Below are 17801 nucleotides of genomic sequence, written 5' to 3' on the forward strand. Positions count from 1 at the left end.
CCCACCGACATCGAGCGGCGCGAGCTGCGCGCGCTGGCCGCGCGCCGTCGTGCCGGGCTCGCCGCGACGGCCGTCGTGCTGCTCGCGTTCACCGCGCTCGTCTTCGGGCCGCTCGCGGGGGCCCTGCTCGCCGGCGGCCGGCTCGTCGGCGGGGCGCTCCTGCCCGCGACGGGGACGCTCGGCGACGTGTGGCGCGCCGCGACGACCGGCTGGGTGACGACGGGGCTCGGCGCCCCGGCCCCGGCCGACCCGTTCGTCTCCGCGCTCGTGCCCGCGTCGGTGCTCGCCGGCGGGGCGACGCAGGTCGCGGTCGACCTCCTCGTCCCCGCGTGCTTCCTCGTGGCCGGGCTGGGCGCGTGGTTCGCCGCCGGCGCGCTCGTCCGCTCCGTCCCCGTGCGGGCGTGGGCGACGCTCGTGTGGGTCGCCGCGCCCGTCCTGCTCTCCGCCGTGGGGGCGGGCCGGGTCGGTGCCGTGCTCGTGCACGCGACTTTGCCGTGGCTCGCGCTCGCCGTCGTGCGCGCGCTCGGGCTGCAGCGCGTCGACCTCGTCGCCCCGCCCACGCCCGACGCGACGCGCGCGCCCGCCCGGCGCGAGCCGGGCTCTCTCGCGGCCGCCGCGACCGCCGGTCTCCTGTTCGCCGTCGCCGTGGCCGGAGCGCCCGTGCTCCTGCCCGTCGGCGTGCTCGTCCTGGGGATCGTCGCGCTCGGCGTGCGCGCGCACCGGCGCTACCTGGCGCTCGTGCCCGTCCCGGCGGTCGTGCTGTTCGCGCCGTTCCTCGTGCACGTCGCCCGGACGGCCGGCGACGGCGGGTGGCGCCTGATGCTCGCGGACCCGGGCGCTCCCGTCGAGGCCGCGCCCGCCGCGCCGTGGCAGCAGCTCCTCGGCCTGCCGACGGCGGTCGGCGCGTGGTTCGGCCGGGACGGCTCGGGCGCGGTCGACCTCCTCGCGCGGTGGGCGCCGTTCACGGTGGGCGCCGTCGTCGCGGTGCTCGCGCTCGTCGCGGTCCTGCGGGGCCGTCGGCTCGCCGTCGGCGCGTGGTTCGTCGCGGCGCTCGGCCTCGCCGCCGCGCTGCTCGCCGGGTCGACGGTCGTCGCGGCAGGGGCGACGCCCAGCGCCCCGGTCACGGGCTGGCCCGGCGCCGGGATCTCGCTCGCGCTCCTCGCGCTCCTCGGCGCGGCGCTGGTCGGCGTGCCGCGCCTGCCGGACCACGGCGCGCCCGCGTGGCGGTCGGGCGCGGTCGTCGCGCTCGCGCTCGTGGTGACGCTGCTCCCGCTGGGCAACGCGGCGTCGTGGACGGTCGGGGTGCTCGACCGGGACGACGCGCGCGTCGGTGAGGTCCGGGCGACCACCGAGCCCGTCGTGCCGCCGGTGGGGCGCCAGATGCAGACCTCCCCGCGGCAGGCGCGCGTGCTCAGCCTCGAGCTCGGGGCCGGCGGCGTGGTCGAGTACGCGGCGCTGCGCTCGGACGGGCCGCAGGCGGTCGACTCCTCGGTCGTCGTGCACACGTGGCGGGCGGCCGACCCGGGCGCGACCGAGGGCGACCTGCCCGGGCTCGTCGCCGAGCTCGTCTCCGGGACCTCGACCGACGTGGCCGACGGCCTCGCGCGCCTCGGCGTCGGGGCGGTGCTCCTGCCCGCGGCGACGGAGGCGGACCAGGCGCGCGCGGAGCTCGTCGCGCGGCTGGACATGGTGCCCGGGCTCGAGCGTGTGACCGAGGGGCGGTCGGGTCTCCTGTGGCGCGTCGCGCCCGACGGCGTCGAGCCGTCGTACGCGCGCGTCGAGTCCGCTGCGGGGACGCAGTCGCTCGACGCCGACCGCGCGGCCCTGCGACCCGTCGACACGGCGGTCGACGCCGGCGCGGACGACCGCGTCGTGGTGCTCGCGGAGAACGCGTCGTCCGGGTGGCGCGCGACGCTCGACGGCCGGGCGCTCGAGGCGGTCGACCCGGCCACGACGGGCGGGCTCCAGGCCTTCGCCCTCGGCGCGGACGCGGGGCGGCTCGAGGTGTACCACGCGGCGGACCACCGGTCCGGCTGGATGACGGCGGCGGGGGCGACCCTGCTCGTGTACGTGCTGCTCGCGGTGCCGGTCCGGCGTCGCCGGGCGGGGACGAGGTAGGCGCGGTGTCGACGACGGACGAGACGGCCCGGGACGAGGGCGCTCCCGAGGGCGCCCGCGCGCCGCGGGGCAGGACGCGCGCGGTGGTGCGGCGGGTCACGACGACGGGCGCCGGGCTGGTCGGCGTGCTCGCCGTGGGCGCGGTCGCCGCGTTCGGGACGACGGGCACGGGGCTGCTGCCCGCGGCGCCCGCCCCGGCGGACGCCGTGCAGGAGGTCGCGGTCGAGCCTGCCGAGGAGCTCACGGTGTGCCCCGGCCCGGCCCGGCTCACCGACCCGGAGACCGTCGGGGACGCGCAGTTCGGCCCGGCCCCCGTGGGGACGACGAGCAGCCTGCGCGCGGTCGTCGGCGGCGACGGCGAGGCCGACCTCGACGCGCTCGGTGACGCGGCCGGCGACGCCACGCCCGTCGAGCGCGCGCCCGGGGGTGACGTCGGCGTGGCCGACGTCGAGGACCCGTCGACCGGCGCCGTCCTGGCCGTGCGCCCCGGGGACGGCGAGCCGCCGCGCGTCGCGGCGTCCGTCGGCTCGGTCACGACCGACGGCGACCTCCGCGGGCTCGCCGCCGCGAGCTGCTCGCGCCCCGGCATCAGCCAGTGGCTCGTGGGCGGGAGCACCCAGATCGGCAGCAGCGCCCAGCTCGTGCTCCAGAACCCGGGTCTCACGCCCGCCGTCGTCCAGGTCGGCGTCTGGGGTCAGGGCGGCCAGGCCGTGCTGTCCGGCGGCGGGCAGCAGCTCGTGGGCCCGGGCGAGGAGGTCGTGACCCTCGTCGAGGCGGCGGCCCCCGAGCAGCGGCGGCTCGTCGTGCACGTCGCGGCCTCCGGCGGGCTCGTCACCGCCTACCTGCAGCACTCGACGCTCGACGGGCTCGTCCCGCTCGGCGTCGACTACGTCGTCCCCGGCGCCGAGCCCGCGCAGGACCTGGCGCTCGCCGGTGTCGCGAGCGCGGGCGAGGCGGTCGACGACCCGCACGCGCCCCGGCTGCGTCTCCTGGCGCCGGGCGACGCGGCGGGCACGGCCCGCGTCACGGTCTACGGGGAGGACGGTCCGGTGCCGCTGCGCGGCGTCGAGGAGGTCGCGCTCACGCCGGGCGTCGTCACCGACGTCTCGCTCGGCGGGCTGCCCGCCGGCTCGTACGCCGTCGCCGTCCACGCCGACGTCCCCGTGGTCGCGGGCGCGGCGGTCGACCGGCGCGGCGAGCCCGACCCCGACCTCCTGCACGAGGAGCGCCGGTACGACCGCGCGTGGATCGCGGCGCAGCCGCTCGCGCCGGCCCCGGACGGGTCGACCACCGACGGGACGGCCCCCGGCGGGTCGCCCGACGACGGCACGCCCGACGACGGCACGCCCCCGGAGGACGCCGACGCGGGGCAGGTCGCGCTCGTCCCCGGGACCGCGTCGACCCTGACGCTGGCCGCCGTCCCCGCGGCGGCCACGGACGAGGACGACGCGCCGACCGGGACGCTCGAGCTCCGCGTGCGCGCCTACGGCGAGGACGGCGCCGAGAGCGGTGCGACGACGGTGCGGCTCGCCGCGGGCCGCGCCCAGTCGCTCGACGTGGCCACGCTGGGCGGCGAGGACGCGGGAGCCGTGCCCGCGGCCGTGACGGTCGACGTCGTCGGCGCGCGCGGGGGTCTGGAGCCGGTGTGGTCGGTCACGGCGAGCGCCGGGCCGCCGAGCGGTGACGAGGGCGACGAGACGCCCGGCCTCGTGTCGGTCCTGCTCCCCGTGACCGACCCGCCCGCGCCGCACGAGGTCGAGGTCCGCGCCACGGACACCGCCGGGCTCGGCTCCTGACGACGCGGGCGGTCGCCGGGGCTCAGCGGTCGCCCGTGTACCGCGGGTCGATCTCCTCGGGCGTGCGCGCGAGCAGGTGCGCGACCTGCTCGACGAGGACGTCGCGCACGAGGTCCTCGAGGTCCTCGGCGTCGATCGCGCGCGCCTCGACCGGCCGCCGGTAGACCACGACGCGCGCGGGCTGGCCCGACTCCGCGGGGAAGCACCGCCCCAGCGGGACGCCGCCGTCCTCCCACGGGGCCGGGTCCGACGGCGGGACGTCCTCGACCGCGAACTCCGTCCCGCGCAGCTGCTTCGCCCACGTGTGCTCGATGCGCTCGACCACGTCCAGGACGAGGTCGTCGAACTTCTCGGCGCGCGTGCGGCTCGCGGGCGCGGTGGGCGGCAGGAGCGGGCCGCGGATCCCGCGGCCCCGGCGGTCGCGGCGCCGCGGCACCGGGCCGCCGCCTCCCAGCACGGGCGCGCGCGGAGGGATGACGAGGTCGTCGAACGAGACCGGGGGAGGGGCGGGCGTGGCGCGCCGCGACCAGCGGTCGCGCGCCCGGCGCCCCGCGCCGGCGGGCTCGGGACGCGAGCCGGGGTTGGGAGTGTTGCCACGCACACCACGACTCTAGTCGGCCCGCCGCGGCAGCGGCGCGTGCGCGACGCGCCGCTCGCCCCGGCGTGACGGCGTGTGCCGTCTCCGGGAGGCGCCCGGAAGGCGTAAGGTCACCCCGTGAGATCCGTCAGGCAGTGCTCGCGCACGGCGTGCGTCCGTGCCGCCGTCGCGACCCTCACCTACGTCTACGCCGACTCGACGGCGGTCCTCGGGCCCCTCGCCCACCTCGCCGAGCCGCACAGCTACGACCTGTGCGCCGAGCACGCGGAGCGGCTCACCGCGCCGCGCGGGTGGGAGGTCGTGCGGCTGTCGCCGCAGTTCGTCGAGACCGGCCCGAGCGACGACGACCTGTCCGCGCTCGCCGACGCCGTCCGCGAGGCGGGCAAGGTGCGCACCGAGCCCGAGCCGCCCGACGTCACCGAGGTCGGCCGCCGCGGGCACCTGCGGGTGCTGCGCGCCGAGGCCGACTGAGCCGGCCGACCGACTCAGCCCCGCAGGGTGCGGACGAACGCCTCGACCTCGTCCGCGCGCGGGAGCGCACCGGCCGCGAGCGCCTCGCGCAGCGAGGGAGCCGCGGCGTCCTTGGCGGAGAACGACGGCACGAGCGCGCGCCCGTCCGGGCCGGTCGTCGGCCACTCGACCCCGATCTCGGGGTCGGTCGGGTCCACGGCGTGCTCGCGCGCGGGCGCGTACCCGCTCGAGCACAGGTAGACGACCGTCGAGCCGTCCTCGAGCGCCATGAACGCGTGCCCGACGCCCTCGGGGAGGAACACCGCGCGGCGCTCGCGCGTGTCGAGCAGCACGGCGTCCCAGCGCCCGAAGGCGGGCGAGCCCACGCGCAGGTCGACGACGACGTCGAGCACCGAGCCGGCCACGCACGTCACGTACTTGGCCTGGCCGGGCGGGACGTCGGCGTAGTGGATGCCGCGCACGACCCCCGCGCGAGACACGGAGGCGTTGGCCTGCGCGAGGTCGAGGTCGCGCCCCGTGGCGGCGCGCAGTGCCGGGGCGGTGAACCACTCGAGGAAGACGCCGCGCTCGTCGGGGTGCTGGCGCGGCGTGAGCTCCCACGTGCCGGGGACGGTGAGCTCGCGGACGTTCATGCTGCTCCTCGGTAGGGTGCCGTGCGGAGGTGGTCGTGGTGCGGTGGCTGGTCACGGGGGCCGGGGGGATGCTCGGCACGGACCTCGTCGCCGTGCTGCGCGCGCGGGGCGAGGACGTGCGCGGTCTCGACCGCGCGGGGCTCGACGTGACGGACCCCGCCGCGGTGGACCGCGCGGTCGACGGCGCGGACGTCGTCGTGGGCTGCGCGGCGTACACGGCGGTCGACGCGGCGCAGGACGACGAGGCCCGTGCGTTCGCCGTCAACGCCGTCGGCGCGCAGCACGTCGCCCGGGCCGCGGCGCGGCACGGCGCCCGGCTCGTGCACGTCTCGACCGACTACGTGTTCGACGGCGTCGTCCCCGCGGGGGGCGGGACCCCCTACGCCGAGGACGCGCCCCTCGCCCCGCGCTCCGCGTACGGGCGCTCCAAGGCGGCGGGGGAGTGGGCGGTGCGCACCGAGCACCCCGGCGCGCTCGTCGTCCGCACGGCCTGGCTCTACGGCGCGCACGGCCCGTGCTTCCCGCGCACGATCGCCCGCCTCGCGCGCGAGCGGGGCGCGCTCGACGTCGTCGACGACCAGGTGGGCCAGCCCACGTGGACCGCGGACCTCGCGGACCTCGTGGTGCGGCTCGTCGGGGCCGGCGCGCCCGGCGGGGTCTACCACGGGACGTCCGCGGGGCGCGCGTCGTGGTGGGAGCTCGCGCGCGAGGTCGTGGGCGCGGCCGGTCTCGACCCCGACCTCGTGCGCCCGACGACGAGCGCCGCCGTCGCCCGGCCGGCGCCGCGGCCTGCGTGGTCCGTCCTCGGGCACGACGCGCTGCGGCGCGCGGGGGTCGAGCCGCTCGGCGACTGGCGCGAGCGCTGGCGCGCCGCGGCGCCGCACGTGCTGGCCGGTCCGGGCGCTCACGCGTCGAGCAGCGACAGCAGGTAGGCGCCGTACCGCGAGGGCCCGAGTGAGCGGGCACGCTCGCGCAGCGCGTCGTCGTCGAGGAACCCGCGCCGCCACGCGACCTCCTCGGGCGCGCCGATCTTCAGACCCTGCCGGTTCTCGATCGTGCGGACGAAGTCGCTCGCGTCGAGCAGCGAGTCGACGGTCCCCGTGTCGAGCCACGCCGTGCCGCGCGGCAGGACCTCGACCTGGAGCCGCCCCTCGCGCAGGTAGTGCAGGTTGACGTCGGTGATCTCGTACTCGCCGCGCGCGGACGGGCGCAGGGACCGCGCGACGTCGACCACGTCCGCGGAGTAGAAGTACAGGCCCGGCACGGCGTAGCTGCTGCGGGGCCGCTGCGGCTTCTCCTCGATGCTCAGCGCGCGCCCGGAGTTGTCGAACTCCACGACGCCGTACGCGGTCGGGTCGGCGACGCGGTAGGCGAACACGGCGCCGCCGTCGATCCCGGCGAAGCGCTGGAGGCGGTCGCCGAGACCGGGACCGTAGAAGATGTTGTCGCCGAGCACGAGCGCCGCGGAGTCGCCGTCGAGGAAGTCGGCGCCGAGCACGAACGCCTGCGCGAGCCCGTTCGGCTCGGCCTGCACCGCGTAGGAGATGGAGATCCCGAACTGCGACCCGTCGCCGAGCAGGCGCTCGAACGCGGCGGCGTCGTGCGGCGTCGTGATGACCAGGACGTCGCGGATCCCGGCGAGCAGGAGCGTCGAGAGCGGATAGTAGACCATCGGCTTGTCGTAGACGGGCAGGAGCTGCTTGCTCACGCCGAGCGTGATGGGGTGCAGGCGCGTGCCCGCGCCCCCTGCCAGGACGATCCCCTTCATCCCGGAAGGCTCTCACGAGAGCCGCGCCCGGCGGCGGGTGAAATGCCCGGTGACGGGCCGGGACGCGACGCGCCGTCGATAGACTCGCCGCGGCAGGTGGACGCGTCGAGGAGGTCGGCTGTGCGGGTGCTCGTGACCGGAGGCGCCGGCTTCATCGGGGCGAACTTCGTGCGTCGCACGGTCGAGACGCGCCCCGACGCGCACGTCGTCGTGCTCGACGCGCTGACGTACGCGGGCGACGCGCGCTCGCTCGACCCGGTGCGCGACCGCGTACGGCTCGAGGTCGGCGACGTGGCGGACCCGGACGTCGTGGACCGGCTCGTCGCCGAGGCCGACCTCGTGGTGCACTTCGCCGCGGAGTCGCACAACGACAACTCGCTCACGGACCCGTCGCCCTTCGTGCGGACCAACGTCGTCGGCACGTTCACGCTCCTGGAGGCGGTGCGCCGCCACGGCGTGCGCCTGCACCACGTCTCGACCGACGAGGTCTACGGGGACCTCGAGCTCGACGACCCGGGGCGCTTCACCGAGGCCACGGCGTACAACCCGTCGTCGCCCTACTCGTCGACGAAGGCGTCGAGCGACCTGCTCGTGCGCGCGTGGGTGCGCTCGTTCGGCGTGCGCGCGACGATCTCCAACTGCTCCAACAACTACGGCCCGTACCAGCACGTCGAGAAGTTCATCCCGCGGCAGATCACCAACCTCCTCGACGGGGGCCGCCCCAAGCTCTACGGCCGGGGCGCGAACGTGCGCGACTGGATCCACGTGGACGACCACAACGACGCGGTCTGGGCGATCGTCGAGCGCGGGACGCCCGGCGAGACGTACCTCGTGGGGGCGGACGGCGAGCGCTCGAACCTCGAGGTCGTCCAGGACCTCCTCGAGATCTTCGGCCGCGACCGCGACGACTACGAGGTCGTCGCGGACCGCGCGGGCCACGACCTGCGGTACGCGATCGACGCGACGCGCCTGCGGACCGAGCTGGGCTGGGCGCCGCGGTACACGTCGTTCCGCGAGGGGCTCGCGCGGACCGTGGAGTGGTACCGCGAGCACGAGGACTGGTGGCGCCCCGCCAAGGCGCGCACCGAGGCCCGGTACGCCGCGAGCGGGCAGTAGCGGCATCCTGGCCGGGAGGGCGCCGCGACGCGTGCGGATCGCGCGCGGATACAGTGGGCGCGTGACGACCGACCTCTCCCACCTCATCAAGGCGTACGACGTCCGCGGCACCGTCCCGGACCAGCTCAACCCCCAGGTGGCGCGGGCCGTCGGCGCGGCGTTCGCGCGGGCCGTCGTCCTGCCCGAGGCGCCCGCCGGGTCGGGCGACGCGCCGGCGCGGCCGCGCGTCGTCGTCGGGCACGACATGCGCGACTCCGGACCCGCGCTCGTGGACGCGTTCGCGGCGGGACTCACGGACGCGGGCGTGGACGTCGTGCGGATCGGGCTGTGCTCCACGGACGGGCTTTACCACGCGTCCGGCGCGCTCGGCGTGCCCGGCGCGATGTTCACCGCGAGTCACAACCCGGCGGTGTACAACGGCATCAAGCTGTGCCGCGCGGGCGCGCGACCGGTGGGTCAGGACACGGGGCTGGCCAAGGTGCGCCGGCTCGCGGAGGGCTACCTCGACGACGGCCTCCCGGCGGCGGCCGCCGAGCCCGGGACGGTCACCGACCAGGACATGCTCGCCGACTACGCCGCGTTCCTGCGCTCGCTCGTCGACCTGACGGGCATCCGCCCGCTCAAGGTCGTGGTCGACGCCGGCAACGGCATGGGCGGGCACACCGTACCGGCCGTCCTCGGCACGGGCGCGGGCCTGCCCGCGCTGCCGCTCGACGTCGTGCCGCTGTACTTCGAGCTCGACGGCACGTTCCCGAACCACGAGGCGAACCCCCTCGACCCGGAGAACCTGCGCGACCTGCAGGCCGCGGTCGTCGAGCACGACGCCGACCTCGGGCTCGCGTTCGACGGCGACGCGGACCGGTGCTTCGTCGTCGACGAGCACGGCGACCCGGTGTCGCCGTCGGCGATCACGGCGCTCGTCGGCCTGCGCGAGGTCGCCAAGGAGGTCGAGGCCGGCCGCACGCCGACGGTGATCCACAACCTCATCACGTCGCGCGCGGTCCCCGACTTCCTCGGGGCGGCCGGGGCGCGGACCGTGCGCACGCGCGTGGGCCACTCGTTCATCAAGGCGCAGATGGCCGACAACGACGCGGTGTTCGGCGGCGAGCACAGCGCGCACTACTACTTCCGCGACTTCTTCTTCGCGGACACGGGGATGCTCGCGGCGATGCACGTGCTCGCCGCGCTCGGGTCGCAGCCGCACCCGCTGTCGGCGCTCGCCGAGATGTACGAGCCGTACGTCGCGTCGGGCGAGATCAACTCGACCGTCGCGGACGTGCCCGCCGCACGGGCCCGGGTCGTCGAGGCGTACGTGACCCAGCAGGGCGCCGGTCCCGTCGAGGTCGACGAGCTCGACGGCCTCACGGTCTCGCACTGGGACTCCCACCCCCAGTGGTGGTTCAACCTGCGCGCGTCGAACACCGAGCCGCTGCTGCGGCTCAACGTCGAGGCGGCGGACGAGGACATCATGGAGAAGGTGCGCGACGACGTCCTGTCGCTCGTGCGCGCGCACGACGACGAGGAGCGAGCATGAGCCTGCAGATCGACCCCTGGGTGCGCGAGGCGCTGCGGTGCCCCGTGACCGGTGCGCGCCTCGTGGACGGCACCGGCCCGTCGGGCGAGCCCGAGCTGCACTCGACCGACCCCGACCGCCCGCTGGCCTACCCGGTGCGCGACGGCATCCCCGTGCTGCTGCCGGACGACGCGCGCGAGCTCTAGCCGCGTGCGCGGCCGACGGCGTGCCGGTCGGTAGAGTCGGTGCGGTGCTCCGCTCGTCGGCGAGCCGGAGCGAGAGACGAAAGGACACACCGTGAGCAACGCGCCCCAGGTCGTCATCCTGGCCGCCGGGATGGGGACCCGCCTCGGCCGGCCGTTCCCGAAGCCGCTGACCGAGCTCAAGGACGGGCGCACGATCCTCGCCCAGCAGCTGGGCAACGTCCGCGGCGCGTTCGGCCGTGACGTCCAGGTGCTCGTCGTCGTCGGGTTCAAGCTCGAGCAGATCCTCGAGGCGGCGCCCGACGTGACGTTCGCGTACAACGAGCTCTACGACCAGACGAACACGTCGAAGAGCCTCCTCAAGGCGCTGCGCGCCACGGGGGACCGCGGCGTGCTGTGGATGAACGGCGACGTCGTGTTCGACCCCCGCGTCCTCGAGCGGCTCAAGCCGTACATCGAGTCCGGGCAGTCGTTCGTCAGCGTCAACACCGCGGCGGTGGGCGACGAGGAGGTCAAGTACACGGTCGACGCGGACGGGCGGATCGACGAGCTGTCGAAGACGGTCCAGGGCGCGCTCGGCGAGGCCGTCGGCATCAACTTCGTCGCGCCTGCGGACAAGGCGGCGCTCGTGACGCGGCTCGCCGAGGTCGGCGACCAGGACTACTTCGAGCGCGGCATCGAGGTCGCGATCGAGAAGGACGGGCTCCAGGTCGTGCCCGTCGACGTCTCGGACCTGTACGCGGTCGAGGTGGACTTCGCCGAGGACCTCGAGCGGGCGAACGAGTTCCTCTGAGCGCCGCCCGCACGACGCACGACGGGCCGGTCTCCCCGCGGGGAGACCGGCCCGTCCTCGTCGCGGCCGGGGTCAGCCGGCGCTCGGCGCCTTCGCCGGGCGCTGCGGGAACTGCGGCTGCGGGTTGAAGCGGATGCCGGCGAGGAGCTGGCGGACCATCTGCAGCTGCAGGCTGCGCGGCACCCCGCCGCGGCGCATCTTGCCGACGACCGTCTTCACGTAGGTGATCCACGAGAGCTTGCCCTCGTAGTGCCAGCGGTACGACGACTGGTTGCGGGCGCCGTACTTGAACTTCCAGACGTTCTGCGCGGTGATCTGGCCGTAGTTCACGCCCTTGTTGTCGCCCATGTCGTGCACGACGTAGCTGTCCAGCACCTGGATGCCCGGGCGCGTGCGGCCCGAGAGGCGCTTGGTGAACTCCTTGTCGTCGTACCAGATGAAGTACTCGGCGAGGGGCAGGCCGTGCTCCTCGACGGTCCAGCGCGGCAGCAGGACGGAGACGAACGTGCACTCGCGCACCTTGACCGAGTTCAGCCCCTGGACCAGGTAGCGCGGCCAGTCCCACGTGGTCACGGCCTCGTTCATCTCGCAGAGCTGGCCGTCGACGAACTTCACGACGGAGCACGCGAACGGGACGCGGTCGTGGACGTGCTCCTCGACCGCGCGGTGCTCGTCGAGGAGACGCTCGAGCGCGTCCGGCTCGGGGTAGCAGTCGTCGTCCATGATCCAGAAGAAGTCCGCGCCGAGCTCGTACGCCCGGCGCAGACCGGCGGCGAAGCCGCCCGCGCCCCCGACGTTCTTCGGCAGGGACAGGACGTGGACGTCCTCGTCACCCGCGATCGAGCGGAGGTAGTCGCCCGTGCCGTCGGTCGAGTCGTTGTCGACGAGCAGGATCGTCTGCGGGCGCACGCTCGACGCGCGGATCGCGGCGAGGCCCTTCTTGAGCTTCTCGAGACGGTTGTACGTCACGACGACGGCTGCCACGTGGGGGTTCTGTGTCATGGGGTGCTCGCTGTTCCGTGGGGTCGAGGTCGGTGGCGCGGGGCGGTCAGTCCGCCGACCGCGGGGCGGCGAGGCGCGCCTCGACGACGTCGGTCAGCTCGGCGATGCGGACGTTGTCGCGCCGGCACTCGTCGATCTCCGCGCGCAGGTCGCGCACGTCCTCGCGCAGCTGCTGGAGCTCCGCGAGCACCGTCGCGTGGTTCGGCAGGGGCTTGCCTCGCAGGCGCGCCATGAGGGAGGGCGCCACCCGGTCGCCCACGGCGATGATCTTCTGCTTCATGTCGTCCTCGTCTCAGCTCGGGGCTGCGGTGGTCAGGTAGGTCAGCACGGGCTCGCGGACCTCGTCGCGCGGGGTCCCGCGCAGGGGGGTCGTGCCCTCCAGGGCGAGGCCCAGGGGAGCGAGCTCGCGCTCGATCTCCTCGATCGTCAGGTGCCACGTCGTCGGGTCGCGGAACGTCACGTCCGGGTCGGGCACGGTGTCGACGACGAGCGCGACGACGCTTCCCGCCTTGGCGTACTGGCGCAGGGTACGCCAGACGGTCGCGCGGCCGTGGTGGCCGAGCCGCTCGAGCAGGTGGTTGGCGAGCACGTGCGCGCGCCGCCCCTCCTCGGCGAGCAGCGCGATCACGTCCGCCGCCTCGCGGAGGTCGATGAGGTTGCGGCGCAGCCAGGTGATCCGGTCGGCCGTCGCCTCGTCGGTCAGGCGGCGCGCACGCAGCAGCCCGGACTCGGCGTAGTCGACCCCCACGACGCGGCGGTCGTGCGCGGCGAGGTGGCGTGCGGCCGTCCCCGCGCCGCAGCCCAGGTCCACGACGAGGTCGCCGTCCTCGGTCCGGGCGAGCAGCGCGTCGGCGCCCCGAAGGTCCGTGTCGGCCCCGCTCGTCGGGTCGTACAGGTAGCGGTCCTCCCAGAAGTCGCGCTGGAAGTTGTACGAGCCGAACCAGTTGCGGAACCGGCGCGCCGTCGCGCGCGGCGTGCGCAGCTTGTAGCCCGGGAGCGGCGTGCGCCAGTTCTCGTCGTAGTTGACGACGAGCCAGTCCTCGGGCACGGCGGGGGCGGGGTAGTCGCGGCCCTCGAGCGTCACCGTCGAGAACGGCAGCATCGACTCCCGCCGCATCGGCCCGCGCACGTGGAACGGCTGGTTGATCTGCCCGTCGGGCGTGAAGAACGCCGTGAAGATGTCGATGTACCCGTCGACGAGGCCGTCCTCGCGGCGGAACGTGATCTGCAGGTGCGCGTTGCTGTGCCGCACGATCTCGTACCCGCGGCCCGTGAGGTCGGCCGCGATGCGCGCGTTCTCGAGCGAGAGCTCGGCGGGGTGGCTGAGCTCGGAGAGGTAGGCGAGGTCGGCGTCGTCGTCGTGCGGGAGGATGTGGCCCGACCGGACCGCGCCGAGGAGGGTGCCGCCCACGACGAACGGGCGCAGGCCGAGCTCGTGCAGCAGGTCGACGAGCACGTCGAGCCGGTCGAGCAGGCGCTGCTGCAGGCCCTCGTCCGCGCCGTCGAACGTCTTGCCGAGGCGCCCCCACTTGTTGAGCGCGACGTGGCGCCCGAGCGCGTCGACGACCTCGACGGGCCGGTCCGAGCGCCCGAACCGCACGTCGGTGCTCCACAGGACGTCCCCCGTCGTGGAGTCCGCGACCTCGACCCGAGCGGTCCCGTCGAGGAACGGCACGATCGGCGCGGGCCACCGGTGCTCCAGGGTCTCGCGCTGCCGCTCGTCGGACACGAGGTCGATCGACCAGACCCGGTGCCCGTTGAGACGGACGTCGAGCGAGGAGACGTCGTCCGGGACGCGCGCGGGCAGGCGCAGGCGCGAGCGGCTCGCTCGCAGCTCGTGGGACGTCGTGACCGGACGACGCGACATGGGAGCCCTTCGGGTCGGGTGTCGGCGGGTCCTGCGGGCGCGTGAGGCGTTCCCGAGGCGGGCCCGAGTTTACGGCAGCGACGGCCGGAAGACCGCTTGCCGACGCGTTCGTGAACGCGATCTGCACATTCTGTGAACCGCGCCGATTTCGGCCGTCCCGGGCAGGGAGGCGGGTAGCCTGTGCCATCGGGCCGACGCGCCGCCCCCGGGCGCTGCGCACGTCTCTCGGCCGTCCGGTTCTTCGACCCATCCTGCGAGGCGCTCACCGTGATCACCGTCCAGCACGTCGTCTACCCCACGGAACTGGACAAGCTCCCGCTGTACGTCGAGAGCCCCCACGGCGTCACGTCCTCGCTCGACGTCGTCTCGCGCCGCACGGCACGGCTGGTCGCGGGCAGCGACGTGTCCTTCGCGTCGTACTTCAACGCGTTCCCCCTCATGCACTGGGCGGCGAGCACCGACGTGCGGACCGTCTCGCTCGTGCTCGAGCTGAGCGGCCGGGGGCAGGTCCGGCTGGTGCGCACGGACGCCCGCGGCCACGCGACGCGCCTCGAGGCGGTCCGGTTCGACGGCGCGCAGACCGTCCGGCTCGACGTCCCGACGGCGGGCGCCGCGGACGGCGGGTGGTGCTGGTTCGAGGTCACGGCGTCGGCCGACGTCGAGATCGGGCCCGGGCGCTGGGAGGTCGACGACGTCCCGTCGGACGGCACCGTCACGGTCGCCGTCACCACGTTCAACAAGCCCGACTACTGCGTCCGGACGCTGCGCGCGCTCGCGACGGACGACGACGTGCTCGGCGTGCTCGACCGCGTGGTCGTCGTCGACCAGGGCACCCGGAAGGTCGCCGCGGAGCCGGGCTTCGACGAGGCCCGCGACGCGCTCGGCGACCGCCTGCGCGTCCTCGACCAGCCGAACCTCGGCGGCTCGGGCGGGTTCTCGCGCGGCATGCTCGAGGCCGACGCCGCAGGCTCCACGCACGTCATGCTCCTCGACGACGACGTCGCGATCGAGCCGGAGAGCATCTTCCGCGCGGTGCGCTTCGCCGACGCGTGCTCGCGCCCGACGATCGTCGGCGGCCACATGTTCGACATGTACCGGCCGACCAACCTGCACGCGGTGAGCGAGATCGTCCAGCAGTCCAACTTCATGTGGGGCCCGGCCGACCCCGACCACCGCCTCGTCGACTTCTCGCAGGAGTCGCTGCGCGCGACGCGCTGGCTCCACCGCCGGCCCCGCGCCGACTACAACGGCTGGTGGATGTGCCTGATCCCGACCGCGGTCGTGCGCGAGATCGGGCTCTCGATGCCGTTCTTCATCAAGTGGGACGACGCCGAGTACGGCCTGCGCGCGAAGGCCGCGGGGGTCCCGACGGTCTCGCTGCCCGGCGTCGCGCTGTGGCACATCACGTGGCAGGACAAGGACGACGCGATCGACTGGCAGGCGTACTTCCACGCGCGCAACCGCGTGGTCTCGGCCCTGCTCCACTCCCAGGAGGAGCACGGCGGCGCGCTGCTCGCTGACAGCGGCCGGCTCAACCTCAAGCACCTGCTGTCGATGCAGTACTACGCGGTGACGCTCCGCAACGCCGCGCTGCGCGACGTGCTGCGGGGCCCAGGCCGGCTGCACGCGACGATGGGCACGCGGCTCGGTGAGCTGCGCGCGCTCGCGAAGGACTTCGGGGAGGCGCGCACGTACACCGTCGACTCCCCGGCGCCGCCCGCCGTCCGCCCGGACGTCCCGGTCTCCGGCCGCAGCCACGGGCCGCGCGGCGTCGCGCTCGCGCTGTTCACCCTGCGCGCGGTCGCGCGCCAGCTGCTGCTCCCGGTGCGGCCGGAGAAGCGGACGCGTCCCGACGTGCAGCTCGAGCGCGGGCAGGGCGTGTGGTGGGAGCTGCCCCGGTACGACAGCGTGCTCGTGCTCGCGGGCGAGGACCGCACGGGGAGCTGGTACGTGCGCGACCGCCGCGCGTTCGTCGCCCTGTGGCGCGAGTCCGTCGCGCTGCACCGCGAGCTGCGGCGCCGCTGGCCCGAGCTGCGCGAGGCGTACCGGTCCCGGGCGGAGGCGCTCGTCGCGCCGTCCGCGTGGCGCGCGACCATCGGGATCTCCGATGACGAGGACTGAGCGTCCGACCGGGTCGTCCGGCGGCGATAGGGTGTGCGACGGCCTCGGGAGCGAGGCGCCGAGCGCGTGGAGGAACAAGTGAGTGAAGCTGGCGTCGTCGCGGCCGTGAACAGGCCGATGACGCTGTGGAAGGCCCGTTCCGTCCTGGGCCTCCTCGTCCGTCGAGACCTCAAGGTCCGGTACGCGGACTCCCTGCTCGGATACTTCTGGTCGATCCTCGACCCGCTGCTCATGGCGGCGGTCTACTGGTTCGTCTTCACGAAGATCTTCTCGCGCCCGGTGGGCGAGGAGCCGTACATCATCTTCCTGCTCGCGGCGCTCCTGCCCTGGACGTGGTTCCAGAACTGCGTGGGCGACAGCTCGCGGTCGCTGCGGCAGGACTCGCGGCTCGTGCGCTCGACGCGGCTGCCGCGCGAGGTCTGGCCGCTGCGCGTCGTGCTGTCGAAGACGGTCGAGTTCGGGTTCTCCCTGCCGGTGCTCGGGATCTTCCTGCTCATCTACCACCCCCACGTCAACGCCCACCTGTGGCTGTTCCCCGTCGCGATCGTCATGCAGCTCCTGCTCCTGTCCGGGCTGGGCCTGCTCCTCGCCCCGCTCGAGGTGCTCCTGCGGGACATCGACCCGCTCATCCGCGTCGCGATGCGCGTGCTCTTCTACGCGTCGCCGGTGCTGTACGGCATCCAGGACGTCTACGACGCCGGGATCCCGCAGGTGCTCAAGACGCTGTACCTGCTCAACCCCATGAGCGGCATCATCACGGCCTACCGGGCCGGCTTCTTCCCCGACGCCGTGCACTGGGACGCGATCGCGATCGCCGGGGGCCTGTCGGTGTTCACGCTGGTGTTCGGGTGGTTCGTCTTCGCGCGGTCCGAGCGCTCGATGCTGAAGGAGCTGTGATGGCGACGACCTCGCTCACGGGGCTTCCCGACCCCATCATCTCGGTGAAGGACGTCGGCGTGCAGTTCGACCGCGGACGGCGCAGCGCCGGCCTGCGGCAGATGATCCTGCGCCGCGACCGCGGCCCCGCCCGCGACTCGTTCTGGGCGCTGCGCCACGTCTCCTTCGACGTCTCGCCGGGCGAGGCGATCGGGGTCATCGGCCGCAACGGCCAGGGGAAGTCGACGCTCCTCAAGGTCGTCACGGGCGTCCTGCTGCCGGACGAGGGCCGGGCGACCGTGCGGGCGGACGTCTCGCCCCTCATCGAGATCACCGGCGGCTTCGTCCCGGACCTCACCGGGCGCGAGAACATCTACCTCGCGGCAGGCCTCCACGGGATGTCGCGCAAGGAGATCGACGCGCGCTTCGACGAGATCGTCGACTTCGCGGAGATCCACAAGTTCCTCGACTCGCCCTACCGGCACTACTCGTCCGGCATGCAGGTGCGCCTCGCGTTCTCCGTGGTCTCCCAGCTCGAGGGGCCGATCCTGCTCGTGGACGAGGTCCTGGCCGTGGGCGACAAGGCGTTCCGCGACAAGTGCTACAACCGCATCGACGAGCTCCTCGCGGCGGGGCGCACGCTGTTCCTCGTCTCGCACAACAACGGCGACCTGCAGCGCTTCTGCACGCGCGGCCTGTACCTGCGCGGCGGCGAGCTCCGGGCGGACGGCCCGCTCGACGACGTCCTGGACCTGTACGCCAAGGAGCGCTGAGCGCGGTCCTCCTCGGGTGCGCCGGCGCACCGGGCCGGGGGGGGCGCCCCCGCGCCCCGCCCCCCCGCCCCCCCCCCCGGCCCCCCCCCCCCCGCCGTTCGCGGGGGGGGGCCCGGGCCCCGACGCCGCGGACCCAGCGACGGCGGACGACAGC

General features: G+C 74.9%; 16 protein-coding genes and 1 pseudogene. 11 read left to right on the plus strand and 6 right to left on the minus strand.

The genetic code is table 11. The annotated features are described in order from the left end of the window. Positions 1-2118, plus strand: a pseudogene (locus GYH36_RS16905) (glycosyltransferase family 2 protein); the annotation flags it as partial. Between the two features lie 5 nt (positions 2119-2123). After that, the gene (locus GYH36_RS16910) at positions 2124-3914 is read left to right on the plus strand and encodes a DUF5719 family protein (protein WP_162290450.1); all 1791 of its coding nucleotides are present in this window, start codon (positions 2124-2126) and stop codon (positions 3912-3914) included. 22 nt (positions 3915-3936) lie between these two features. On the opposite strand, the gene GYH36_RS20420 is transcribed toward GYH36_RS16910, so the two are convergent. Continuing rightward, complete coding sequence (locus tag GYH36_RS20420; RefSeq protein ID WP_312028686.1) at positions 3937-4515, minus strand: metallopeptidase family protein; 579 nt, start codon at positions 4513-4515, stop codon at positions 3937-3939. A 114-nt stretch (positions 4516-4629) separates the two neighbouring features. Between GYH36_RS20420 and GYH36_RS16920 the strand changes: the two genes are divergently transcribed. Next, a complete protein-coding gene (locus GYH36_RS16920) occupies positions 4630-4983 on the plus strand; it encodes a DUF3499 domain-containing protein (RefSeq protein ID WP_009863301.1) in 354 nt (117 codons plus the stop codon). 14 nt (positions 4984-4997) lie between these two features. Here the strand turns inward: GYH36_RS16920 and GYH36_RS16925 are convergent, their stop codons facing one another. After that, a complete protein-coding gene (locus GYH36_RS16925) occupies positions 4998-5615 on the minus strand; it encodes a dTDP-4-dehydrorhamnose 3,5-epimerase family protein (protein WP_162290451.1) in 618 nt (205 codons plus the stop codon). Between the two features lie 38 nt (positions 5616-5653). Between GYH36_RS16925 and rfbD the strand changes: the two genes are divergently transcribed. Next, positions 5654-6547, plus strand: coding sequence for a dTDP-4-dehydrorhamnose reductase (gene rfbD / locus GYH36_RS16930; protein WP_115943738.1), 894 nt, complete (start codon positions 5654-5656; stop codon positions 6545-6547). Here rfbD and rfbA read toward each other — a convergent pair. Next, positions 6520-7383, minus strand: coding sequence for a glucose-1-phosphate thymidylyltransferase RfbA (rfbA, locus tag GYH36_RS16935; RefSeq protein ID WP_162290452.1), 864 nt, complete (start codon positions 7381-7383; stop codon positions 6520-6522). The genes rfbD and rfbA overlap by 28 nt on opposite strands. A gap of 120 nt (positions 7384-7503) precedes the next feature. Here rfbA and rfbB point away from each other — a divergent pair, with 120 nt between their 5' ends. The 4 genes from rfbB to GYH36_RS16955 all read left to right on the plus strand — a co-directional run bounded on the left by rfbB (position 7504) and on the right by GYH36_RS16955 (position 11008). After that, on the plus strand, positions 7504-8499 hold the full coding sequence (rfbB, locus tag GYH36_RS16940) for a dTDP-glucose 4,6-dehydratase (RefSeq protein ID WP_162290453.1): 996 nt from the start codon (positions 7504-7506) through the stop codon (positions 8497-8499). Between the two features lie 61 nt (positions 8500-8560). Then, positions 8561-10033 carry a phosphomannomutase/phosphoglucomutase gene (locus GYH36_RS16945; protein ID WP_162290454.1) on the plus strand — a complete coding sequence of 491 codons (1473 nt, stop codon included), beginning with the start codon at positions 8561-8563 and terminating at the stop codon, positions 10031-10033. Next, positions 10030-10218, plus strand: a complete 189-nt coding sequence (locus tag GYH36_RS16950; RefSeq protein WP_024839374.1) for a Trm112 family protein — start codon at positions 10030-10032, stop codon at positions 10216-10218. Before GYH36_RS16945 ends, GYH36_RS16950 begins: the two co-directional genes overlap by 4 nt. A 91-nt stretch (positions 10219-10309) precedes the next feature. Next, entirely contained in the window at positions 10310-11008 is a 699-nt protein-coding gene (locus tag GYH36_RS16955; RefSeq protein ID WP_024839373.1) for a phosphocholine cytidylyltransferase family protein, read from the plus strand. A 72-nt stretch (positions 11009-11080) separates the two neighbouring features. On the opposite strand, the gene GYH36_RS16960 is transcribed toward GYH36_RS16955, so the two are convergent. Genes GYH36_RS16960 through GYH36_RS16970 form a run of 3 tightly spaced genes read right to left on the minus strand, consistent with a single transcriptional unit; the run spans position 11081 to position 13877 of the window. Beyond that, the gene (locus GYH36_RS16960; protein ID WP_162290455.1) at positions 11081-12010 is read right to left on the minus strand and encodes a glycosyltransferase family 2 protein; all 930 of its coding nucleotides are present in this window, start codon (positions 12008-12010) and stop codon (positions 11081-11083) included. A gap of 46 nt (positions 12011-12056) precedes the next feature. Continuing rightward, on the minus strand, positions 12057-12290 hold the full coding sequence (locus GYH36_RS16965) for a DUF6752 domain-containing protein (protein WP_115942998.1): 234 nt from the start codon (positions 12288-12290) through the stop codon (positions 12057-12059). A 12-nt stretch (positions 12291-12302) separates the two neighbouring features. Beyond that, complete coding sequence (locus GYH36_RS16970) at positions 12303-13877, minus strand: class I SAM-dependent methyltransferase (RefSeq protein WP_162290456.1); 1575 nt, start codon at positions 13875-13877, stop codon at positions 12303-12305. A gap of 267 nt (positions 13878-14144) precedes the next feature. Here GYH36_RS16970 and GYH36_RS16975 point away from each other — a divergent pair, with 267 nt between their 5' ends. The 3 genes from GYH36_RS16975 (at position 14145) to GYH36_RS16985 (ending at position 17647) form a co-directional block, all read left to right on the plus strand. Then, positions 14145-15998, plus strand: a complete 1854-nt coding sequence (locus GYH36_RS16975; RefSeq protein WP_162290457.1) for a glycosyltransferase — start codon at positions 14145-14147, stop codon at positions 15996-15998. A gap of 78 nt (positions 15999-16076) precedes the next feature. Continuing rightward, entirely contained in the window at positions 16077-16895 is an 819-nt protein-coding gene (locus GYH36_RS16980; protein WP_231492780.1) for an ABC transporter permease, read from the plus strand. Continuing rightward, positions 16895-17647, plus strand: a complete 753-nt coding sequence (locus tag GYH36_RS16985) for an ABC transporter ATP-binding protein (RefSeq protein ID WP_024839367.1) — start codon at positions 16895-16897, stop codon at positions 17645-17647. Before GYH36_RS16980 ends, GYH36_RS16985 begins: the two co-directional genes overlap by 1 nt. Positions 17648-17801 lie beyond the last annotated feature (154 nt).

This window comes from Cellulosimicrobium composti, assembly GCF_010287905.1.
In the GTDB taxonomy this organism is placed as follows: domain Bacteria; phylum Actinomycetota; class Actinomycetes; order Actinomycetales; family Cellulomonadaceae; genus Cellulosimicrobium; species Cellulosimicrobium composti.